This window comes from Pseudoalteromonas sp. SR43-3 (assembly GCF_014163875.1).
Taxonomy (GTDB): domain Bacteria; phylum Pseudomonadota; class Gammaproteobacteria; order Enterobacterales; family Alteromonadaceae; genus Pseudoalteromonas; species Pseudoalteromonas distincta.
Genome location: NZ_JACJEC010000002.1, coordinates 149252 through 169612 on the forward strand (window position 1 = coordinate 149252; position 20361 = coordinate 169612).

Annotated in this window: 21 protein-coding genes and 1 riboswitch; of the genes, 5 read left to right on the forward strand and 16 right to left on the reverse strand. The window is 39.7% G+C overall.

The genetic code is table 11. The annotated features are described in order from the left end of the window. Positions 1–40: 40 nt before the first annotated feature. Together dsbC and xerD are read right to left on the reverse strand one after the other, a co-directional pair. On the reverse strand, positions 41–769 hold the full coding sequence (dsbC, locus tag H5088_RS03025; protein ID WP_002961417.1) for a bifunctional protein-disulfide isomerase/oxidoreductase DsbC: 729 nt from the start codon (positions 767–769) through the stop codon (positions 41–43). A gap of 63 nt (positions 770–832) precedes the next feature. Continuing rightward, on the reverse strand, positions 833–1759 hold the full coding sequence (gene xerD / locus H5088_RS03030; RefSeq protein ID WP_002961416.1) for a site-specific tyrosine recombinase XerD: 927 nt from the start codon (positions 1757–1759) through the stop codon (positions 833–835). Between the two features lie 94 nt (positions 1760–1853). Here xerD and fldB point away from each other — a divergent pair, with 94 nt between their 5' ends. Then, complete coding sequence (gene fldB / locus H5088_RS03035) at positions 1854–2375, forward strand: flavodoxin FldB (RefSeq protein WP_024605911.1); 522 nt, start codon at positions 1854–1856, stop codon at positions 2373–2375. Positions 2376–2445: 70 nt separating this feature from the next. On the opposite strand, the gene H5088_RS03040 is transcribed toward fldB, so the two are convergent. The 4 genes from H5088_RS03040 to H5088_RS03055 form a co-directional block, all read right to left on the reverse strand. Further along, on the reverse strand, positions 2446–2913 hold the full coding sequence (locus H5088_RS03040) for a YHS domain-containing (seleno)protein (protein ID WP_182752177.1): 468 nt from the start codon (positions 2911–2913) through the stop codon (positions 2446–2448). Positions 2914–3050: 137 nt separating this feature from the next. Then, on the reverse strand, positions 3051–3497 hold the full coding sequence (locus H5088_RS03045) for a DUF2147 domain-containing protein (RefSeq protein WP_182752178.1): 447 nt from the start codon (positions 3495–3497) through the stop codon (positions 3051–3053). A 143-nt stretch (positions 3498–3640) separates the two neighbouring features. Then, on the reverse strand, positions 3641–5650 hold the full coding sequence (locus H5088_RS03050; RefSeq protein WP_182752179.1) for an alpha-amylase family protein: 2010 nt from the start codon (positions 5648–5650) through the stop codon (positions 3641–3643). Positions 5651–5806: 156 nt separating this feature from the next. After that, positions 5807–6505, reverse strand: coding sequence for a tRNA1(Val) (adenine(37)-N6)-methyltransferase (locus tag H5088_RS03055; protein ID WP_182752180.1), 699 nt, complete (start codon positions 6503–6505; stop codon positions 5807–5809). Positions 6506–6580: 75 nt separating this feature from the next. On the opposite strand from H5088_RS03055, the gene srmB reads away from it, so the two are divergent. Further along, a complete protein-coding gene (gene srmB, locus H5088_RS03060) occupies positions 6581–7807 on the forward strand; it encodes an ATP-dependent RNA helicase SrmB (RefSeq protein WP_002961405.1) in 1227 nt (408 codons plus the stop codon). Positions 7808–8080: 273 nt separating this feature from the next. Then, positions 8081–8401, forward strand: coding sequence for a BON domain-containing protein (locus H5088_RS03065; RefSeq protein ID WP_182752181.1), 321 nt, complete (start codon positions 8081–8083; stop codon positions 8399–8401). A gap of 575 nt (positions 8402–8976) precedes the next feature. On the opposite strand, the gene H5088_RS03070 is transcribed toward H5088_RS03065, so the two are convergent. Together H5088_RS03070 and yaaA are read right to left on the reverse strand one after the other, a co-directional pair. Further along, positions 8977–9933 carry a mechanosensitive ion channel family protein gene (locus H5088_RS03070; protein WP_024596180.1) on the reverse strand — a complete coding sequence of 319 codons (957 nt, stop codon included), beginning with the start codon at positions 9931–9933 and terminating at the stop codon, positions 8977–8979. 120 nt (positions 9934–10053) lie between these two features. Next, complete coding sequence (yaaA, locus tag H5088_RS03075) at positions 10054–10833, reverse strand: peroxide stress protein YaaA (protein ID WP_182752182.1); 780 nt, start codon at positions 10831–10833, stop codon at positions 10054–10056. 225 nt (positions 10834–11058) lie between these two features. On the opposite strand from yaaA, the gene tal reads away from it, so the two are divergent. Both tal and H5088_RS03085 read left to right on the forward strand, forming a co-directional pair. After that, positions 11059–12009, forward strand: a complete 951-nt coding sequence (gene tal / locus H5088_RS03080) for a transaldolase (RefSeq protein WP_002961397.1) — start codon at positions 11059–11061, stop codon at positions 12007–12009. A gap of 213 nt (positions 12010–12222) precedes the next feature. Then, positions 12223–12411, forward strand: a complete 189-nt coding sequence (locus tag H5088_RS03085) for a DUF3545 family protein (protein ID WP_002961395.1) — start codon at positions 12223–12225, stop codon at positions 12409–12411. Positions 12412–12498: 87 nt separating this feature from the next. Here the strand turns inward: H5088_RS03085 and ung are convergent, their stop codons facing one another. From ung to H5088_RS03125, 8 genes are all read right to left on the reverse strand, one after another. Next, complete coding sequence (ung, locus tag H5088_RS03090) at positions 12499–13161, reverse strand: uracil-DNA glycosylase (RefSeq protein WP_182695436.1); 663 nt, start codon at positions 13159–13161, stop codon at positions 12499–12501. After that, positions 13158–14018 (reverse strand): cobalamin-binding protein, encoded by an 861-nt coding sequence (locus H5088_RS03095; RefSeq protein WP_182749526.1) that lies wholly within the window; start codon positions 14016–14018, stop codon positions 13158–13160. Before H5088_RS03095 ends, ung begins: the two co-directional genes overlap by 4 nt. Next, complete coding sequence (cobO, locus tag H5088_RS03100; protein ID WP_024604202.1) at positions 14018–14617, reverse strand: cob(I)yrinic acid a,c-diamide adenosyltransferase; 600 nt, start codon at positions 14615–14617, stop codon at positions 14018–14020. Before cobO ends, H5088_RS03095 begins: the two co-directional genes overlap by 1 nt. Further along, entirely contained in the window at positions 14610–16094 is a 1485-nt protein-coding gene (locus tag H5088_RS03105) for a cobyric acid synthase (RefSeq protein WP_182752183.1), read from the reverse strand. Before H5088_RS03105 ends, cobO begins: the two co-directional genes overlap by 8 nt. A 4-nt stretch (positions 16095–16098) precedes the next feature. Then, positions 16099–17103 carry an iron ABC transporter permease gene (locus tag H5088_RS03110; protein WP_182752184.1) on the reverse strand — a complete coding sequence of 335 codons (1005 nt, stop codon included), beginning with the start codon at positions 17101–17103 and terminating at the stop codon, positions 16099–16101. 1 nt (position 17104) lies between these two features. After that, on the reverse strand, positions 17105–17917 hold the full coding sequence (locus H5088_RS03115) for an ABC transporter ATP-binding protein (RefSeq protein WP_182752185.1): 813 nt from the start codon (positions 17915–17917) through the stop codon (positions 17105–17107). Positions 17918–18162: 245 nt separating this feature from the next. Then, a riboswitch (cobalamin riboswitch) is annotated at positions 18163–18297 on the reverse strand. A 61-nt stretch (positions 18298–18358) separates the two neighbouring features. Continuing rightward, entirely contained in the window at positions 18359–19291 is a 933-nt protein-coding gene (locus H5088_RS03120; protein ID WP_182752186.1) for a porin, read from the reverse strand. Positions 19292–19457: 166 nt separating this feature from the next. After that, positions 19458–20330: a LysR family transcriptional regulator gene (locus tag H5088_RS03125; RefSeq protein WP_024596245.1), complete on the reverse strand. Its 873-nt coding sequence runs from the start codon at positions 20328–20330 to the stop codon at positions 19458–19460. Positions 20331–20361: the final 31 nt, after the last annotated feature.

The window sequence follows — 20361 nt, forward strand, 5'->3', positions numbered from 1 at the left end:
AAAAAGGCCATTAAGGCCTTTTTATTAGCTATAAAACGTATTACGACGCTTTGTTAGCATCTAATGCTGCTTTTAGTGCTGCTGCTGGCTGGTAACCTGGGATCATCGTACCATCTTCTAAAATAATGGCAGGTGTGCCGCTAATACCAAAGCTTTGACCAAGCTGGTAATGCTCTGCAACCGGTGCGCTACAGCCTGCAACTACTTTAGTGCTTGTACCCGACTTAGCTTCTGTTAGTGCTTCTTGCTGATCGCGTGCACACCATACGTTCATTAAATCGGCGTAGCCTGAACCTTGTAAGCCACCACGTGGAAACGCAAGGTACTTAACGGTAATACCCGCATCAAGTAAATCGTCTAACTCGCGATGTAATTTACGACAGTAACCACAGCTAATGTCGGTAAATACGGTAATACTGTGTTTTTCGTTTGGTGCTTTGTACACAATCATCGAATCTTCGTATTCTTTAATGCCCTCTACACGCACGCCGTTTAATGCTTGCTCTGTTAAGTTGTTACGATTATTTAAATCGATTAACGTGCCTTGCATTAAAAATTGACCATCTGGACTTGCGTAAAGCACGCCCTTATTAGTGATCAACTCTTTTAAACCCGCTACTGGGCTTGGGTTAATTTGCTTTACAGTTACACCAAGCTCGGCAAATTTAGTAATAATAGGATCATTAGCATCTGGTGTTACAGCAACGCCATTTGCAAATGCACTAATACTTGTGCACAACATGGCACCTGCTAACATTAATTTTTTCATAACTTCTCTCTATCCTAAAAATACTTAATATATTGACCGGCTTAATAATATTTACTTTCAAACTTACGCTCGCGGATGATGCTCTGCGTGTACCGACTTTAACCGTTCATTGGCAACATGGGTATAAATTTGCGTCGTTGATAAATCGCTATGGCCCAACATCATTTGTACCACACGTAAATCTGCCCCATGATTTAATAAGTGCGTAGCAAAAGCATGGCGCATGGTATGGGGCGATAATGGAGACTCAACTGATGCCAAAATAGCATAGTGTTTAATTCTATGCCAAAAGGTTTGTCGCGTCATGCCTACTCCGCGCTTAGATGGGAACACAAAATCGGTGGCGTGTTTTATCATTTGTGCACGCCCACCCTTTAAAAATTGCTCCAGCCAATACATGGCTTCTTCACCCAATGGCACTAAGCGCTCTTTATTACCTTTACCTTTTACAAACACCACCGCTTGGCGCAAATTAATTTGCTCCATGCGCAGTCCAACAAGCTCACTTACACGCAACCCCGTTGCATAAAGTAGCTCTAGCATGGCTTTGTCGCGCAGTCCCATCGCTTCTTCTGTGTTGGGCGCATTTAACAATGCCTCAACTTCAGCTTCTGAGAGTGTTTTTGGTAACGACTGTCCGGCTTTTGGTTGAGCTATGTTTAGCATGGGCGAATCACTAATTATTTTTTCGCGCACAAAGTACTGATAAAAACGCTTTAGCGCACTAATGCTACGTGCTGTACTGCGTGGTTTTAAACCTAAATCAACTCGATGCGCTAAATAGCTTTCTATGTCGAGCCCCGTTACCGTCATTAAATTTTCGCCCTTTAAAAATAGGCAAAACTTATCTAAATCACTGCGATAAGCGCTTAATGTATTTTCGCTTACGCCTTGTTCTAAGTACAGGCTATCTAAAAAGGTTTCTAGGTAGTCGCTATTACTGCTCATACTGCTGTTATTTTCAAAAGAATCGTCAGATAGCGTTGTCACATTATGCTCTCATGCTTTGCTAAGGTATCAATTAAAAATACCTTACGGTAAACTTGAGCCTATCATATCAGGCAATTACACAGTGATAAATACGATGCAAATTGGTTTATTTTTTGGTTCTACTACGTGCTACACCGAAATGGCAGCAGAAAAGATTCGCGACATTATTGGTGCCGATATAGTTACCCTGCACAATATTAAAGACGAGCCACTAAAAAATGCAGAGCAGTACGACTTTATCATCTTTGGTATTTCAACATGGGATTTTGGTGAAATACAAGAAGACTGGGAGTCAAAGTGGGACGACATAGCCGACGTAAACCTAAATGGTAAAACCATTGCTTTATTTGGCATGGGCGATCAACAAGGTTACGGGCAATGGTTTCAAGATGCCCTAGGCATGCTACACGACGAAATAAATACGCAAACATTTACTCAACTTGGTTTTTGGCCAAATGACAGTAGCTACGAGTTTGAAGCCTCAAAAGCATTAACCCCTGATGGTAAACAGTTTGTTGGTCTTGCGCTCGACGAAGACAGCCAATACGAGCTAAGCGATGAGCGTATTGCAACATGGGTTGAACAGGTAATGACTGAATATAGCGAAACGCTTTAATTAATTAGCTAATAAGTAAAAAGCCCGCAACTAGTTTAGTTGCGGGCTTTTGATTAGTAATATGAGTAATTTATTGAAACGTCATAACATTGGTCGTTTGTGGGTAATATCCATCAGCCATTACAATGTACGGCAATAAATTACTTAACCATTTTTGTTGTACGCTTTGGCTGTAATTTAAGTAAAGCTTACCTTCGTGAATATAAAATGCTTCTGGGTCAACCCCTACGGCATCCCCCTCATCAGCCATTGCATAAGCGCACCAGCCACCGTATTGCGGAGCATAACGCTTTGGGTTTTCTGCAAATGCCGTTTTGTTTTCTTCACTCGAAAAATGCCAGTCGGCACCTAAATAACTAAACGTATATTTGTCATTGCCTTTAACGGCTTTATTTTGCGTAAAATAAGCAACACTGTCGTACCCTTTAATAGCCGTGTTATTAAACCAGCCCGTGTTTACCGCATCATCCTTTGCGTTTGCCGTACCGCTTATTAACAGTGTGCTAAGCATTATTAAAGCAACTATGTACTTAATCATATTTTACCCTTTTATTTACTCAAAATTTTATGCCAATTAAATATGGCAGGCTTAGTGAGTAAGAAAGGCAAAGCGCAAAAATGATTTCAGTTAATGCTTAATTATTTAACGTTTAGTAATTAAGTAAGTAGTTAAACTTACTCAACTCTTAGCCAATATTGGTTTCGGTAAAAAAAGCCAATGTAACCGCGCACTTCGAGCTTTTTACCTTCATCCTGCGGGGTTAATTGTAAGGTGTAGGTTTTACCATTTGTTGGATCGAGTATTTCACCGTCTCCCCATACGCCATCATCTTTTGCTTTTACATCGGTGATTATAGTCATTCCTAAAATAGGCTGATCTTTTAGCTCATCATCACACTTACTGCATATATCGTTTTGTTTTGCAGGGTTAAGAATTGTTTCAACTTTACCGCTTAAAGTACCGTTGGTTTGGGTAATACGTACATACGACTTAGCTTGGTTTGTATCCTCGTCAATCGTTTTCCAAAGCCCAACTGGGGTCATGGCTGCCAGTGCACTTTGGCTTGCCAAAACAACCGCAGAGAATGTATTTAGTAGTATTATTTTATTTAATTTTTTCATTGTGTTGTCTTAATTCAATGTAACTAATGAGTGAATCATAACAGGTGATTTATAAACAAACTATTAAAGCGCTGTACCTAAAATAAAAAAACTAAACTAATAATCATTAGTTTAGGTTTTCATATGAGCTTTTTTGTTTACTTTTAAAAACTACGAATTACTACACTTGAATTATTAAACTCAAATTTATTAACTTTTCCGCATTGCGCCATATGATTAGTGCTTGTATAAGGTGTATTGCCTTGTGCAATGGCTGTCTCCCATCCTTGGCCATTTTTAATGAATGCTTTTAGTTCAAACCATCCATTAACCGCTTTACTGCAATCCATATCCACATCAAGCATCCAATAGTGTTCGCCCCATATATTTAATGGTGTTACACCAAAACCATCGGTGTTTACCGTTTTTTCAGCGCCCCAACCAGCAGGCCAAACGTTCGTTGTCCAGTCGGTCGCAGAACCTTCTGCTTCGCTACTTTGCCCACTTTCTATACCATACCAATCAAGGTAGTTATCATTTGCTTTCCAAGGGCTTGTTGTTACATTTTTTAAATTATTATGACGAATAGGCATTGCACACTCAAAATTACTTGTTTGGCAATTTCGACCAAGGTTTGCGTTTGCATAAGCGTGGTCAATCCCACCGCGCAAAAACATATCTTGTCCGCTTTGTGTTTGTGCATTAATAAAAATAACCGTTCGCTGCCAGTCACCTTCAGTGCTTGGGGCTGAACTTGTATTTAACTTGGCATTTTTATGAATTGCCATCGCATCCCAAGCGCCAATATTAAGATTAATAGTACCGTCGGAATTAACCGCTATAACCTCACCACCACAACTTTTAGCATCAGCTGACAACTCGCCTTTTAACACATTACAGTATTGCCCTGGCGCCATATCGGTTTGCACAGTTGCTCTAAGTGTTGAGTCTTCTTTGTTAATAGCCATATGACCCGAGCTACCTCGGCCAAATGATATTTGATTATTTGTGTTATCCCACCAGTTTGTTACTGCCCAATTGTCGGCGGTGTTATTTCTAAAATCGACCCCGCCTGCAATATATGACCAGCGATGCTCACACTTCCAATTACTAGCAAAGCACTCTAAGTTACCATTATTATGTACAGGTACATTTGGCCCACCAGCATCTGTATCACCATGAAAATCATAACTCGACATTACTTTTGGATAACCGTACGGATAAGCCAACATAAATACATTGGCTAAGTCATATAAGCGGCCATCCTCAAAGGTAATTACATTACCAGCGCCGCCGTGCCCGCGCTGATTGTCGTGATTATCTACAAAAACCACCGCAGAAGAGCTTGGCATTAAGCCCCACCCTTCGCCAAAATTACTCAGCCATGCAAGCGAGCCGTTTCTAAAGGTGTTACCAAGCTCAGTGCTATATTTAAATTCAGTTACTAAACCTGTGCTTAAATATTCAGAGGCACCAACAGCCTCCCCACCTTGATCAATCACTTCTTGAAAAACCACTGGCGAGCCATTTACTTTGGCCATTAAACTTTGGATATCGCTTGCTGCAACATGTTTAGAAGCATCAAACCGAAAGCCTTTTACGCCAATAGCTTGTAAGTCGTTAATATATGCTGCAATGGTATTTTGCACATAGTTTGAAGCGGTATCTAAATCGGCAAGTCCAACGAGTTCACAATTTTGTACTCGGTAGCGATCGTTGCCATAGTCAGAACTATTAATGGTACAACTTTCATGAAAATCTTGTGGGCTATAAATAGGAAAGCTTTTATTACCAAAGCTATTTCCCGCTGTGCCAGTGCCACTTCCTGCTGCCATATGATTAATAAGCGTATCAACGTAAATATCAACCCCAGCTGCACTACAGCGATTTACCATATCGATAAACTGCGCACGGTTTCCGCCACGACTTTGCAGTTCATAACTTACTGGCTGATAACGTGTCCACCATTGGCTTCCTGTAATGTGCTCATTAGGCGGCGAGACCTGTACTGCAGCGTAGCCTTTTGGTCCTAGGTATTGCTCACATTCTTGCGCTACATCTTGCCAATTCCATTCAAACAAATGCACAAATGCGGTGGGCGTAGCTGTGGCAATACTCGGTAAGAGCAACCCTAGGCTTAAACCTGCGGTGGTGATTATTTTATTGAGTTTCATAGTGTGTGATCCAACTGTTGAGCGAGCAAAACAACTACCCGATGTTATTTACAAGTGGTTAACACTAGATTGAGAATTGATTAAATAAAAACTGAATACGTATGCATAATAGGTAAATTATCCTTTATTACTAGATAACCTACATAACTTGGCAATTTACATTTTCAAATAAAATGCTTTGCATAGGGCTATATAATCAGCAGTGTAGGTATTATCTAAGTTTCTAATACACAGGATTGATGATTCTATATCGCTTTTTACGTAGCTAAATGTCATTAAACTGCGGCTAATATCTTTGTTGGGCGTGGCTTTTACTTGGCAATGAGTATTTAAATAAAGCCCATTTTGAGTAGCAAGCTCAATAAATAATGCGCCTTCAACGCTTGGGAGTATTAAGCTAAAGCGAGAACCACTATGGCTTAAACGTTTAAACGCATTTATTAACTCTTCAAAACTTAAGCCGTCGGTATGGCGCGCGGTATTACGCGCAGCATTATCGCCTTTTAAACTATGATTAAAATACGGTGGATTAGAGATAACAACATCAAATTTAACTTCACTACTAAAGCTTTGAATAGTTTGGTGCGTAATACTTATAGTTGGCCACGGGCTATTAGCTACATTTTGTAATGCTTGGGTATAGGCGCTTTCGTCAATTTCTACCGCAGTTATACCAAGCTCATTACTGCGCTGCTTACACATTAGTGCTAGTAAGCCGGTGCCTGTGCCTATATCAAGTAATGACTTTGCACCGCTTAAATTAGCCCATGCGCCAAGCAAAATGCCATCGGTAGAAACTTTCATTGCACAGTGGTCGTGTTCAACTTTAAATTGTTTAAATACAAAACCAGACATTTTTTCACCTTTTCATTCACCAAGCGCAGCATAGCGCGTATAATCAGGGTAATTGTCCCTTATTTTAGACACTCTATGCAATTTTCTGAATTTGATCTTGATAACAAGCTACTCGATGCCATTAATAAAATGGGCTACGAGACGCCAACCAGCATTCAACAACAAGCTATTCCTGAAGCACTTCAGGGGCGCGATATTTTAGCATCTGCGCCTACTGGTACAGGTAAAACAGCGGCATTTTTAATTCCGGCTATTCAGTACTTACTGGATTTCCCACGTCGTGATCCTGGTTTTGCGCGCGTCCTCGTTATGACCCCGACTCGTGAGTTGGCTTATCAAATTCATGAACAATGTGAACTGCTAGCTAAACGCACACACCTAAAAATTGGTGTAGTAACAGGCGGTATTAACTACGGCACGCATAAAGAAATTTTTGAAAAAAATAACGATATTTTAATCGCCACACCAGGTCGATTAATGGAATACCTAGAAACCGAAAACTTTCATGCTGAACACGTAGAAATGCTTATTATTGATGAAGCAGATCGCATGTTAGATATGGGTTTCAAAAAAGAAATGAGCCGTATTTGTGACGAAGCTAAAAATCGTCGCCAATGTTTTTTATTCTCAGCAACACTCGAAGGTGACAGCGTAGAAAGGTTTGCTGAAAAAACATTAAACGACCCAGCTCTATTAGAAGCTGAATCGTCACGTAAAGAAAAAGCTAAAATTCACCAGTGGGTACATTTAGCCGATGACTATCATCATAAACTAGAGCTTTTAGTAAATACCTTAAATGGTCCAGACGTGACTAAAGCAATTGTGTTTGTTAAAACCCGTGAGCGTTTAGAAACACTGATTGGCGAGCTAACCAATAACGGCGTTAAAGCAGCTTGGTTACGCGGCGAAATGCCACAAGACAAACGTATGAAAGCCATGGAAAACTTCCACAGTGGTAAAACACGTATCTTAATTGCTACCGACGTAGCTGCACGTGGTATTGACGTATCTGACATTAGCCACGTTATTAACTTTGATATGCCGCGCACTGCCGACGTATACGTACACCGTATTGGTCGTACTGGCCGTGCTGGTAAAAAAGGGATTGCAATATCATTAGTTGAAGCACACGACATTGGTATTTTGTATAAAGTAGAGCGCTACGTTGAACAAAAACTAAAACGCCGTGTAATTAAAGGTGTTGAGCCACAGCATAAAGAAGCTAAGCCGCCGGCTAAAAAGCGTAAAGATCCAGTAAAAATGAAAGCCAAGAAAAAGGCCAAGGTTAAAAAGAAAAAGTAACCTAACATATTTTTATTCTAAGCCGACTTTTGTCGGCTTTTTTAATGCAAGCCTTACAGGCTCTGGTGTTTGTACCTGTTACATATGTAACCCAAGCATGTAACTCATACTCATTTAAATGTAATTTTTGCCCACCTTAATTCCCACTTAATAAAATTACCTTATATTTCATAGCGTTAATATTGGCACTGAAATTGTAACTACAAAGATAACCTAGCCGATGGAATTTCCATTTTGTGGCTGCACTATTCACCGTAATGTAAGGATTAAGTTATGAACCGCTTCAAGTTAACTATCGCTTTAGTATCATTTTGTTGTTTATTTTTATTAGCTTGCGCTACAAAGGTAAGTGCAGCAACCAACATGGCCGTAGTAAGCAGTGTAGCCACTCAACCTAACCTACAACAAACTATCACCAACACCCTACGAACTAACCCTAACCTGACGTTAAGTGATATTCGTGTGCAGGTAAAAAATGGTGAAGTAGATTTATACGGTGAAGCACAAACTGGTTTTCAGCGCGCACTAGCTCAAAAATTTCTAGAAAATATAGATGGGGTTAAAATCATTCGTAACAAAATTAGCGTTATTTAATACGTACCACAAAAACCTATTTGTATAACTAATTCATAAGCGCGGCTTGTTACTCCAACACAAGCTGCGCTTTTTTATATTCAGTTTAAGGCAAGTTTTGCTGCTGTAAAAAAGATAAAATAAAGCCTAAGCAATACGATTATTCCTCCCCTTAAAACGATAGCTCACACTTATACTTAAGAAGATAGATTTAGAATTGACGCTAGCGTGTTTGTCTTTGCTCTTTTAACCCTTAAGTTAACCCAATTGATACTGAAAAAGCTTACACAGATTCTTTAGCCGACCTAACGGGCTTAAAAAGGATGATTTATTTAGTTATTGAAATAGATGAGAGCGTTTTTTCAGAGTGTGCGGCAAGGCAGTAAAAAAATCGTTGGGTAAACACTAATCTTACTTGTTAATACTCCCATGACCAAACGCAACTAATCTGAATTGATATTCAATAAACACAAAACTAGGTATTTAAACTTTTAGCTAATAATCCATTTATAAAAAAGCGCAATTTTACTCTGTAAAATTGCGCTGTTGGTAAGTAACTATTTCCCAATGCTTTTGCCTAATGAGTTTTAACTAAATTACTCACTTTGGCTAGAGTCAGCACCGTCGCTACTGTCTTTATTGGATGACTGCTGGCTTATTTTATCGCTTATCATGGCATCGAGTTTCTCACCGCCTTTAATACCAAAATCTAAAGTACGAATTGGGAAAGGAATACTAATATCAGCTTCGTCTAATGCTTGCTTAACGGCAACAACACCTTTGTGGCGTACCGTCATAAAGTCAGGCTCGCCTGGGTATTTAATCCAAAACCACACCAGTAAGTTAATGCTGCTGTCGCCAAAACCTTCAGCGTATACAGCGGTTTCGTCTTTACGTATTACAAAGTCAAATTCGTTAATTTTATCGACTATAACGTCTTTTGCTTTTTCTATGTCGTCGCCATACGAAATACCTACGGGTACTTCTATACGTCTTATACCTAGCGTGGTGTAATTTTTTAGTACATTTCTAAATAAGACTTTGTTTGGTACAAGTATTAGTTGCCCGTAAAAGCTCTCTATTAGCGTGTTACGTAGGTTTATAGAATGCACCGAACCAAACACATCATCGGTTTCTATTACATCACCTGTTTTAAATGGCTTACGTACACCCATTGCTATACCTGCAATTAGGTTTTCGGTCATGTCTTGAAACGCAAAACCAATGGCTAAACCCACAATACCCGCACCAGCAAGTAGCGAAGTAACAGTGCCTTTTAAGCCAACAAAATCGAGCGCTATAAATAAACCTATGCACAACACAATAACTTTAAATATTGACGCCATTAAGTCGGCAATTTGCGTTGAATCGAGAGAGCGGCGCAACACGTTTTTCATCAGCTTGCCAGCAAAGCGCGCCAATATTGAAAATACTATGGCAATTACAATTGCCACTATAAAATTAGGGATATGGCTGATAACAACATCAAACCACCCTCCGAGCTTTTCCTCTATTAGTTTTTCGGCTTCGCCAACTGACGGAATACTGATCATTTTGTTTGCACCTATTTAATTAATAATCTCATTAATATTAGATATAGCTGCAAATATAACGCCAGTATCAAAAAAGCCATGCAATGCATGGCTTTTCAATTGTTTATTTAAGCTTATGACCTAATTTTGTTCGTCGCGCATAAATACCGGCTCAAGCTCTTTAACTGTTGCCTCAGGGCTAAAGTAATAACCCGCCACAGTAAACTCTTTAAGTTGGCTTAATTGCGTTACTTTATTTTCGATAATGTAGCGCGCCATCATGCCGCGTGCTTTTTTAGCGTAAAAGCTAATTACCTTGTATTGACCGTTTTTACAGTCTTTAAAGTGTGGGGTAATAATTTGTGCATTTAATGCTTTTTTATCTACCGCTTTAAAGTATTCGTTTGAAGCAAGGTTAACTAAGTATTGCGCGTCTTGTGCTTTTAATACGTCGTTTAGTTTGTTCGCTATTACGCTGCCCCAAAACTCGTATAAGTTTTTGCCACGCGAGTTTTCAAGCTTGGTGCCCATTTCAAGACGGTAAGCTTGCATTAAATCAAGTGGTTTTAATAAGCCGTATAAGCCAGAAAGGATACGTAAATGGTTTTGTGCGTAATCAAGCTCGCTAGCTTTAAGCGTGCTTGCATCTAAACCGCCGTATACATCGCCATTAAAGGCAAGCACTGCTTGTTTAGCATTACTTTGTGTAAACGGCTGCACCCACTCGCTAAAGCGTGCTGCGTTAAGCCCAGATAGCTTATCGCTAATTTTCATTAAACTGCCAATTTGCGCTGGTGTTAGTTCACGGCATACTTTCATGAGCTCTTCGCTGTGCTCTAGTAATTCAGGCTGAGTGAACTTGTCTGTTGCGGGTGGCGTTTCGTAATCAAGATTTTTTGCAGGTGAAATAACAGTGATCATAGTTAGCTATTGACTTGTAATTTATTTAGTGTCAATTTCAACATTAAATGAAACGAAAAGCACGTTTTGTTTAAATAAATCCTCTCTTAATAACTCATGCATTGCCGTTTTTCTATTGATAAGGACATAAGACCTATCAAGCATTGTCACACTGTTGCAGTATGGATTGTATATATTAAGAGTGATTAGATTTTTCTTTTAACTTGCTTGGAATGAGGAAAGCAAATGACTTCAGCTCTACAAAGGCTAAAACAACATTCATCTATCGTAGCCGACACTGGTGATATTGAAGCTATTAAAAAGCATCAACCAGAAGATGCAACTACAAACCCGTCGCTTTTATTAAAAGCGAGCGAGATTGAAGCATATAAGCCTTACCTAGATAAAGCTTGGAGCTATGCAAAAGAAACCGAGCAAGAGCCAGCTAAACAACTTGAACTAGCATGCGATTACTTTGCCGTGTTACTTGGTAAAGAAATTAGTGAGATTGTACCTGGTTATATTTCTACTGAAGTAGATGCACGCCTTTCGTTTAATACGCAAGCGACTATTGATAAAGCACATACCCTACTTAGCCTTTACGAAAAAGAAGGTGTAAGCAAAGATAAAATTTTAATCAAAGTAGCGTCTACGTGGGAAGGCATTAAAGCCGCTGAGCAGCTAGAAAAAGAAGGTACTAAATGTAACCTTACTTTACTATTTAGCGATGCCCAAGCTCGCGCATGTGCCGATGCAAACGTATTTCTAATTTCGCCATTTGTTGGTCGTATTTTAGATTGGCATGTTGCTAACGGTATGGAAAAACCAACCGATCCGCTACAAGATCCAGGTGTTCAGTCTGTACGCAGCATTTTTGAATTTTACAAACGCCATGATTACAAAACAGTTGTGATGGGTGCAAGTTTCCGTAATACAGGCGAAATTATTGCTCTTACTGGTTGCGACAAGCTAACTATTAGCCCTAATCTTTTAGAAGATTTAGGTAACCTTGAAGGCGCACAGGAATACTTGCTAGAAACAGATATTCCTAAAGAGCCAAAACCAGAGCCACTTACAGAAGCGCAGTTCCGTTGGTTACATAACCAAGATGCTATGGCTACTGAAAAACTAGCTGAAGGTATTCGCTCTTTTGCTGATGCACAAGAACAACTAGAAGCGCGTTTTAAAGCAATGTAATTTGCTATAATCGTGTTTTAGAAAACGTCGCAATAGCGGCGTTTTTTTATGCCTAAAATAGGCTACTTCTCTATTTAACCTTCATATAATCTTCGTATAAACCTTCATCAATTAATCACACTTATGTAACATAACTGTCACTTTTTTATTCTATTTTAACTAGGCCTGTGGTATAGGTATTCTTGAGGTCAATAAAATCAATAGGAGAAGTTCATGGATAGCCTAAACGATATATTAGAGATATTAGAAGGACCAGATACAACAAGAAAAACCTCTCAGAAAAATAAAAAAAGAAAATGGCGTGAAATAGAAGCAATAAAAGACAAACAGCGCCTACGTAAAGAACTACAAGAACTAGACTACTTTACAGACAGTATTGCAATTGATGAGCTCGATTTTTAATTCAATACGCCCCAACTAAACAAAAAGGCTTCCAGAATCTGGAAGCCTTTTTTAATGATTTAAACAATTTGAGTTCTTTAGAATAAATTAGATTTGCCAGTTAATTGGCTTATTTTTTTTGGCTTGCAATAACTCATTCGTTTGTGAGAAATGCTTACAACCAAAAAAGCCTCTATGCGCCGAAAGCGGCGATGGGTGCGGCCCTTTTAAAATATGATGGCGAGCGCTATCTATGTCTTTACCTTTTTTTTGTGCATGTGCCCCCCATAAAATAAATACCACACCTTCGCAGTGCTTATTAATATGGGCAATTACATTATCGGTAAATAGCTCCCATCCTAAATGCTTATGTGAATGCGCTTGCCCTTGCTCAACGGTCAATACTGTATTGAGTAAAAACACGCCCTGATCTGCCCAGCTTTGCAGGTAACCATGCTCAGGAATAATAAACCCGCTGATATCGACAGCTAACTCTTTGTACATATTTTTAAGCGACGGTGGCAGTTTTTTTACATCAGGCAATACCGAAAAACACAAGCCATGCGCTTGCCCTTCCCCGTGGTATGGGTCTTGTCCTAAAATTACGACGCGGATGTCATTAAGTGCGGTGGCATCAAAAGCACTAAATACTTGAGCTTCAGGCGGGTAAACAGCAACACCTTCATTGCGGCGATTAGCCACATACTCTAACGTTTGCTGCATGTAAGGTTGCTGTAATTCACTTTCTAAAAATGTAGCCCAATTGCTCATTGCGTACTCTTAATCTGTTTACGTGATGCGTCTATTTTAACACACATATCCGCGAGTCCATCTAGCATGCGCGGGGTAAAACGATGTAATAAATCGGCATTTACGCTAATAAATTGATCATTTTTAACTGCTGGTACTTCTGGCCACTTTTGCCAATTAACAACCGGCTGTGGTGTTTTTGATTTTTCATCAGGGATAATAATAACTTGTGGCTTAGTAACAATAACATTTTCGATACTAATTTGCGGATAATCTGTAACGCTATCGGCAAATACATTACTTACATGGCATGTTTCAATCAGCTGATTTATCCATGTGTTTTTACCTACCGTCATCATGGGCTCAGCCCATAACTGATAAAATCCGGTAATATTTTTTTTATCTTGCTGGCTTTTAATAATCGCGTTTAGTTTTTGTGTAAATGCGCTTGCCGCTTGTTGGCTTTGCTCAATATTCCCTGTAAATTCACCAAAAGTAAGTAACTCGTCGGCTACACCAGCGATTGTGACGGGGTTACTCAAATACACTTTTATACCTAAACGCTCTATTTGGGCTAAATCTTCGCTTTGATTTCCGCTTTTCCACGCAATAACTAAGTCGGGTTTAAGCGCTAACACTTTTTCAAGCGAGATGCCGTAATAACCCCCTATGCGCTCAATACTTTGGGCTTCACTTGGGTAGTCGGCGTAATCAACCGTGCCCACAATATTATCGCCCGCCCCTATGGCAAATAGGTTTTCGACAATGTGCGGTGCAAGCGCGATTATTCGCAGTTTTTTAGAATCATTAGCCAGCTCTGCAAGTGCACTGCCCGATACACAAAAAAGCAGCACCCCAATAAAAAACGCTTTAAACATTAGTAATCAAACCCTTCGAGCGCTTTTATGCCTGAGTCGAATGCATGTTTTACATTACGCACTTCACTTACTGTGTCGGCAAGGTCGGTTAAAGTACGATGTGCTGCACGCCCTGTAATAATAACTGACTGCATGGGTGGGCGGTTATTAAGGGCTGTTACTACTTCATCTAAATCAACGTAGCCGTAAGTCACCATATACGTAAGCTCATCAAGTAATACTAAATCAATACTGCTATCAGCAAGCATACGTTTTGACTCTTGCCATGTTGCCTGCGCGGCTGCAGTATCGGCTTCTTTATTTTGCGTATCCCAAGTAAAACCGGTGTTCATTACAACAAACTCAACACCTGCACTTTGTAATAAATTACGCTCGCCACATTCCCACGTACCTTTAATATATTGGCAAACGGCTGCTTTTTTACCATGTCCAACGCAGCGTGCTACAACGCCAAAGCCTGAGGTTGATTTACCTTTACCATTACCGGTAATTACCTGAAAAATACCTTTTACATCTTGTGCGGCGGCAACACGTGCATCCACTTGTTCTTTTACTTTTTGTTGGCGCTGCTTATGCTTATCGTTGTTTTGTTCAGTCATTATTGTGCCCTTCATAAATCGAGATAATTTGCTGTATGTTTAAATGCGTTTCGCACATGGTTGCTAATCGTTCTAACTGCTGCTCGCGGTGAGCGGCAATACTAATTGGGTTAATTGAGGCGCTTGGTTTTACCCATTTTAAAATTTGCGATGTAGCATCGGCTTCATCAAATAAGCCATGTAAATAAGTGCCCGCAATGGCGTTATCATCGCTAATAAAGCCATCAAACGTAAAGCCATGTGGGTGGCTTTCATCAAAGGTTAAAAATGGCTTATTAAGCGCCGCACCTTGGCTAATCCCTGCATGTATTTCGTAACCACTACAGGGTGTTGATTGGTTATTTAAAAGCAGTGTAGCGGTTATTTTAGTTAATACTTTTTGTGTTGTTAGCGTGGTTTCAAAATCGCACAGAGCAAGCCCATTTACTTGCTTTAATGATGACTCAATACCCTCGGGATCGTTAAGCGTATTGCCCAGCATTTGCATGCCGCCACAAATGCCAAGTACTTTACCACCATAGCGTAAGTGGCGTTTAATTTGAGTCTCCCAGCCTTCATTTTTCAAAAAGGTTAAATCGCCCAGCACGTTTTTACTGCCTGGAAGAATTATCAGATCAACGTCTGGGATCGTTTGCGTATGGCGCACGTAATTTATATTAATGTTTGGGTGCAAACGCAGTGCGTCAAAATCGGTGTGGTTACTAATGTGGGGTACAAGCAGCACTGCAATATTAATTGTGGCGTTAGTTACGTTATTATCAATTGCGACGGCGTCTTCAGCATCAAGCGCAAGGTCGTGTAAATAAGGTAATACGCCAAGTACGGGTTTGTTTGTGTATTCTTCAAGCCAATCAAGCCCGCCTTGCAGCAAACCTATATCGCCTCTAAAGCGGTTTATAACAAAACCCTTTACGCGCGCTTGTTCTGACTCGCTTAACAACGCAAGCGTACCTACCAAGTGTGCAAATACGCCGCCTTTATCAATATCAGCAATTATAATTACTGGGCAATCTACCTCTTCGGCGTAGCCCATATTAGCAATATCGTTTTCACGCAGATTTATTTCAGCAGGGCTCCCAGCCCCTTCAACAAGGAGTAATTCAAAGCGTTTAGCTAAGCGGTTATGTGAAGTAATTACTGCATCCATCGCCACTTTTTTATAGTCGTGATATTTGCCCGCTTCCATATTACTAACGGCTTTTCCGTGAATAATTACTTGTGCGCCCGTGTCGCTATTAGGCTTAAGTAATATAGGGTTAAAGTCTATTTCTGGCTCTACTTTAGCTGCTATTGCTTGCAAAGCTTGCGCACGACCAATTTCGCCGCCATCTTTTGTTACTGCGCTATTAAGTGCCATATTTTGTGGTTTAAAAGGCGCAACCTTTACCCCTCGCTTAGCAAACACCCTGCAAAGGGCAGTAACTAAAGTGCTTTTACCAGCATCTGATGTAGTGCCTTGCACCATTAAGGTTTTCATGGAATTACACCCTTCGCTTTCTAAAAAACAATAGACTCAAAAAGAACACGCTACCAATAGCTGCAGTAATAACACCTACGGGCAGTTCTTGGTTTTTCAGCAATGAGCGCGAAAGTACATCAACCCACACCATAAATGTACCGCCCACCAAGCTGGTTACCAGTAAGCCAGCGATGGTGCCTTGGGATATAAAAAAGCGCACAATATGCGGCACCATTAATCCTACAAACCCAATACCACCACACATAGCCACCAGCACAGCGGTAATTAATGAGCTTAAAACCAGCATAAGTATTCTAAAGCGCTGAACCCTCACACCTAATGTAATTGCGCTTTCATCGCCCAGTAACATAGCATTTAGCTGCCTTCTAAAGCTCAGCATTACAAACGTACACAATGTAATTACCAATAAAGGCAAACTAAGCGTAGCCCACTGCGCACGCGAAAAGCTGCCCAGTGTCCAAAATAAAATAGCGGCTACCGCCTGAGGGTCGCTCCAATAAAGCAACAAGCTGGTAAACGCACTAAATAAAAACGATAGAGCAACACCAGCTAATAACATTGATTCTACCTGTGCACTTTGCTGCCTACCTGCAATAAGAATTAATAAACTCATAGCGAGTAAGCTACCTAATAACGCTGCTGCCGATAACATAAAACCTGCGCTAATGCCTGCTAATGCCATAAGTAACACCACGCCAAATGAGGCGCCCGACGATATACCAAATAAGTAAGGATCGGCTAAAGGGTTACGCGTTACCGTTTGTAAAATAAGCCCCGCAATTGCTAAGCCAGAGCCTGCTAAAAAGGCGAGTAATGTTCGTGGCATTCTTAGTTCAAAAATAATACGCGAATTAAAAGACACATCAGTTGAGAGCAAAAAGCTATTAAATACATCTTGAAGTGAGGTCTCTGCTGCACCAAAACTAAGTGCTGCAAATAAACTAAATAAAGCAGCCGCAGCACTGATGAATAGCGCAAGTGAGTGGCGAGTATTAACTGCGCTCATATTATTCGTAACCATAAAAGTAAGTGATATGAGGGATGCTATTTCCCGACTTCGATATTTGCGGGTGATTATTTACTTGGGCGCAGACACCAAAAACGTCGCCTAGCATGTTTTCGGTTAATACCTCACTTGGCGTGCCTGTATGTGTAATTTCACCATTTTTAATAACCACTAGTTCATCGCACATTGCAGAAGCTAAGTTTAAATCATGAAACGATGCAAACACCGTTACACCCAACGATTTAGCAAGCTCCATTACCTGTATTTGGTATTTAACATCTAAATGGCTAGTTGGTTCGTCCATTATTAACAACTGAGGTTGCTGAACTATGGCGCGGGCTATCAAGGCACGTTGCTTTTCACCACCCGAAAGTGACTCAAAGCTTTGATCGCTATGACCTGCCAACCCTACAGTGTTGATAGCTTGGGTAATTTTTTGTTTATCAATGTTAGTTACTGAGCTAAATAGCGATTTATGAGGCGTTAGCCCAAGTGCAATAACATCAAATACGCTTAAGTTAAATTGCGACGGGGTTTCTTGTAAAACAACCGCTACTTTTTTTGCGTACTCATCGCTTTTTAGCTGCCAAATATCGGTGTTGTTAAACTCTACAACGCCATCACTGGGTTTATTAAAACGATATAAACAACGCAATAAGCTCGATTTACCTGCGCCATTGGGGCCAATTAAACCAACAAATTTACCTGTGGTTATTTTAAGGTTTATTTTTTTGAGGATCGTTTTATTGCCAATACCCCACGATACGTTTTTAACGTTTAGTAATGGTATATTTAATGGCGTTTGAGTGTGCAATAGTCAGTCCTAGACGGGATTAAACTCACTAAAATGCGATAAAAATACTAATGCACTACAAGAAAAAATGAGTAAACCCGCTCGTTAAAAGAATTTATACCAATTGCACTAAATTAGTGATTTATTATAGCGACAAAGAAATAGCTTAATAACAAAGCGGAAATTATGACATATACTTGTTCTATATGAATAATTTTTAACGAAGTTAGTAAGTTATTTAATTCGCTAGAAAGATCATGTTTTTAATAAAATTGGTATTATACCATTTGTATCTGACTTAAAGCTTTGCGCTAATTACAGTTGCGGGAACAGTCGAGGACTCGCACCTCATTCCAAATGAAGCTCTATTATGGGCGGCTAAGTAAATAATTTAAAGCAAAAAAAACCGCACTCAAAAGAGCGCGGTTAAAAAGGGAGTGTTTTAACTAATTTAGCGAATAGTTAAAACTTGTATTCCATACCTAAGCCTACGTAGTCTTGGTCAACGTTGTTGTCCATGTCGAAGCTTGAGTAAAAGCCAAATACTTTAATGTTTTTATTTAATTTGTGATCAAGACCAACTGATATTGCTGACTTATCGTCGCTGTCGTCAAAGTCCATGTCTTGGTATTGTACTTTAAATGTGTTGTTACCCATGCTGTAAGCTGCATTTAATAGATAACCATCCGCTTCTGCGCTGCCGTCAACTTTTTCTTGTGTTTGGTACATTGCACCTAACTTAAAGTTTTCAACTTTACCTTGGATTGACGCGCGTACTACATCGTAGCCATTTACTTCACTATCGGCTGCGATAGAGGCATATACTGCGCTCTTTTTAAGTGCCACGTCACCGTAAGTAACCGCTATTGAGTAACCGTTATCAGCGTCTACATCATCTTCAGCTACAAAAGTAGCAAGTACTTTAAAACCTTCGTATGAGTTTGATGAATAACTAACAGTATTCCCTAAACGGTTTTCACCTTTAAATACATTTTTAATATCGCCTTCAAGGTCGTTAAACAAGTCTAACTTACCTTGAGATTGTTTAAGCGCAGTATCGTTACGACCAATAACCACTTGGCCAAACGCACCTTTTAAACCAACGTATTGGTTACGCGCAGAAATATTGTCGTCGTTATCGCCTTTTGAATCAGCATCAGACACATCAACTTGAAACTCAAACTTATATACCGCTTCTAAACTATCATTTATTTTTTCAGAACCTTTAACACCAAGACGAGATGCATTACTTTTTATCTCAGTAAAAGATCCTTCGCCGTCATCAGATGATTGCACTGTTACATTCGCTTTACCGTAAATGTCTACATCGGCAAGTGCATTAAAAGATAAACCACTTAATAGTGCTAAGCATAAGCTCGATTTTACAAATTTCATGTTATTTCCTTGGATAATCACAAAAGACTAATTTTTAAAACTGCTGCATTTTGTCACCGCTAAATGACAGTAATATTACAATGGAAATATTAATGTCTTTTTTTATTAATAAAAATGCATTAAATTTGAAATCAAAATAACATGAAAGCCTAATAAACGGCCGAACTTACTTACTTTTCTTTAATGACAAGCTTGGGGTCATTTGCGATAGTAAATTAACTAAGGTTTCTATTAACTCTTTTTGCTCGTTGTCTCTGTGATACGCTATAAACACGTCTCGCGAGGTATTTTCTACATCTTTAACATGAAACAGTTCACCTTTTTCTAAATGCCCTTCTACCAATACTTGAGGTATAAATGCACTGCCGCCACATTGCAGTATTAAATCAAGTGCAATACGTCCTGTGCTGGTTCTAAAATAAGGCGGTGTTTTACCGGTAAACTGACGCGCATGCCAAAGTGAGAAAGTAGTTCCCCAATCAACATATACATACTGATTATCAAAAAAGTTTTCGTTCGTTGCAGTGTCGTATCCGCTTACGGGAATGATTGGCAACTCACAGATTCGCTCTACCACTAGCTCGTCTACTTTTGGTGGATCAAACAATATTGCCAAATCAAGCGTGCGTTCTAATAACAGCCGAGTGCTTTCTTGTTGTGCTTTAACTTCTGCGACTAATGACACGCCCGGCATCGCTGATACAATATTTGTTATACCAAACTGTAAAAAAGCATCCCAAATATTGGGCGTTCCTGCTAAGCTAATTTGCTTATGCATATTATCGGCAAGCGCAACATCCACTTTGGCGCGTTGCATGCCCGTAATAATCATTTGTGCATGGGGTAATAAACGCTCGCCAGGTGCTGTAAGTTGAATGTTATTACGCTGGCGAATAAACAAATTAACACCAAGTCCTTGCTCTAATTGGCGAATTCTAAAGCTCACTGCAGACTGCGTAATATAAAGGTTTTCGGCCGCTTTACCAAAGTGACGCGTACGCACTACCTCAACAAATGTTTTTAATAAATCGATATCCAATTTTTTATCCTCACGATAAAAATAATTTGTT

Bases quoted from the DNA above. Each gene is read 5' to 3' on its own strand.
- H5088_RS03085 (WP_002961395.1), top strand. From the start codon at position 12,223: ATGGATAGCCTAAACGATATATTAGAGATATTAGAAGGACCAGATACA.
- H5088_RS03110 (WP_182752184.1), bottom strand. From the start codon at position 17,103: ATGAGCGCAGTTAATACTCGCCACTCACTTGCGCTATTCATCAGTGCT.
- H5088_RS03120 (WP_182752186.1), bottom strand. From the start codon at position 19,291: ATGAAATTTGTAAAATCGAGCTTATGCTTAGCACTATTAAGTGGTTTA.
- H5088_RS03070 (WP_024596180.1), bottom strand. From the start codon at position 9,933: ATGATCAGTATTCCGTCAGTTGGCGAAGCCGAAAAACTAATAGAGGAA.
- yaaA (WP_182752182.1), bottom strand. From the start codon at position 10,833: ATGATCACTGTTATTTCACCTGCAAAAAATCTTGATTACGAAACGCCA.
- tal (WP_002961397.1), top strand. From the start codon at position 11,059: ATGACTTCAGCTCTACAAAGGCTAAAACAACATTCATCTATCGTAGCC.
- H5088_RS03095 (WP_182749526.1), bottom strand. From the start codon at position 14,018: ATGTTTAAAGCGTTTTTTATTGGGGTGCTGCTTTTTTGTGTATCGGGC.
- H5088_RS03105 (WP_182752183.1), bottom strand. From the start codon at position 16,094: ATGAAAACCTTAATGGTGCAAGGCACTACATCAGATGCTGGTAAAAGC.
- H5088_RS03040 (WP_182752177.1), bottom strand. From the start codon at position 2,913: ATGATTAAGTACATAGTTGCTTTAATAATGCTTAGCACACTGTTAATA.
- srmB (WP_002961405.1), top strand. From the start codon at position 6,581: ATGCAATTTTCTGAATTTGATCTTGATAACAAGCTACTCGATGCCATT.
- dsbC (WP_002961417.1), bottom strand. From the start codon at position 769: ATGAAAAAATTAATGTTAGCAGGTGCCATGTTGTGCACAAGTATTAGT.
- cobO (WP_024604202.1), bottom strand. From the start codon at position 14,617: ATGACTGAACAAAACAACGATAAGCATAAGCAGCGCCAACAAAAAGTA.
- ung (WP_182695436.1), bottom strand. From the start codon at position 13,161: ATGAGCAATTGGGCTACATTTTTAGAAAGTGAATTACAGCAACCTTAC.
- H5088_RS03050 (WP_182752179.1), bottom strand. From the start codon at position 5,650: ATGAAACTCAATAAAATAATCACCACCGCAGGTTTAAGCCTAGGGTTG.
- H5088_RS03055 (WP_182752180.1), bottom strand. From the start codon at position 6,505: ATGTCTGGTTTTGTATTTAAACAATTTAAAGTTGAACACGACCACTGT.
- H5088_RS03065 (WP_182752181.1), top strand. From the start codon at position 8,081: ATGAACCGCTTCAAGTTAACTATCGCTTTAGTATCATTTTGTTGTTTA.
- H5088_RS03045 (WP_182752178.1), bottom strand. From the start codon at position 3,497: ATGAAAAAATTAAATAAAATAATACTACTAAATACATTCTCTGCGGTT.
- fldB (WP_024605911.1), top strand. From the start codon at position 1,854: ATGCAAATTGGTTTATTTTTTGGTTCTACTACGTGCTACACCGAAATG.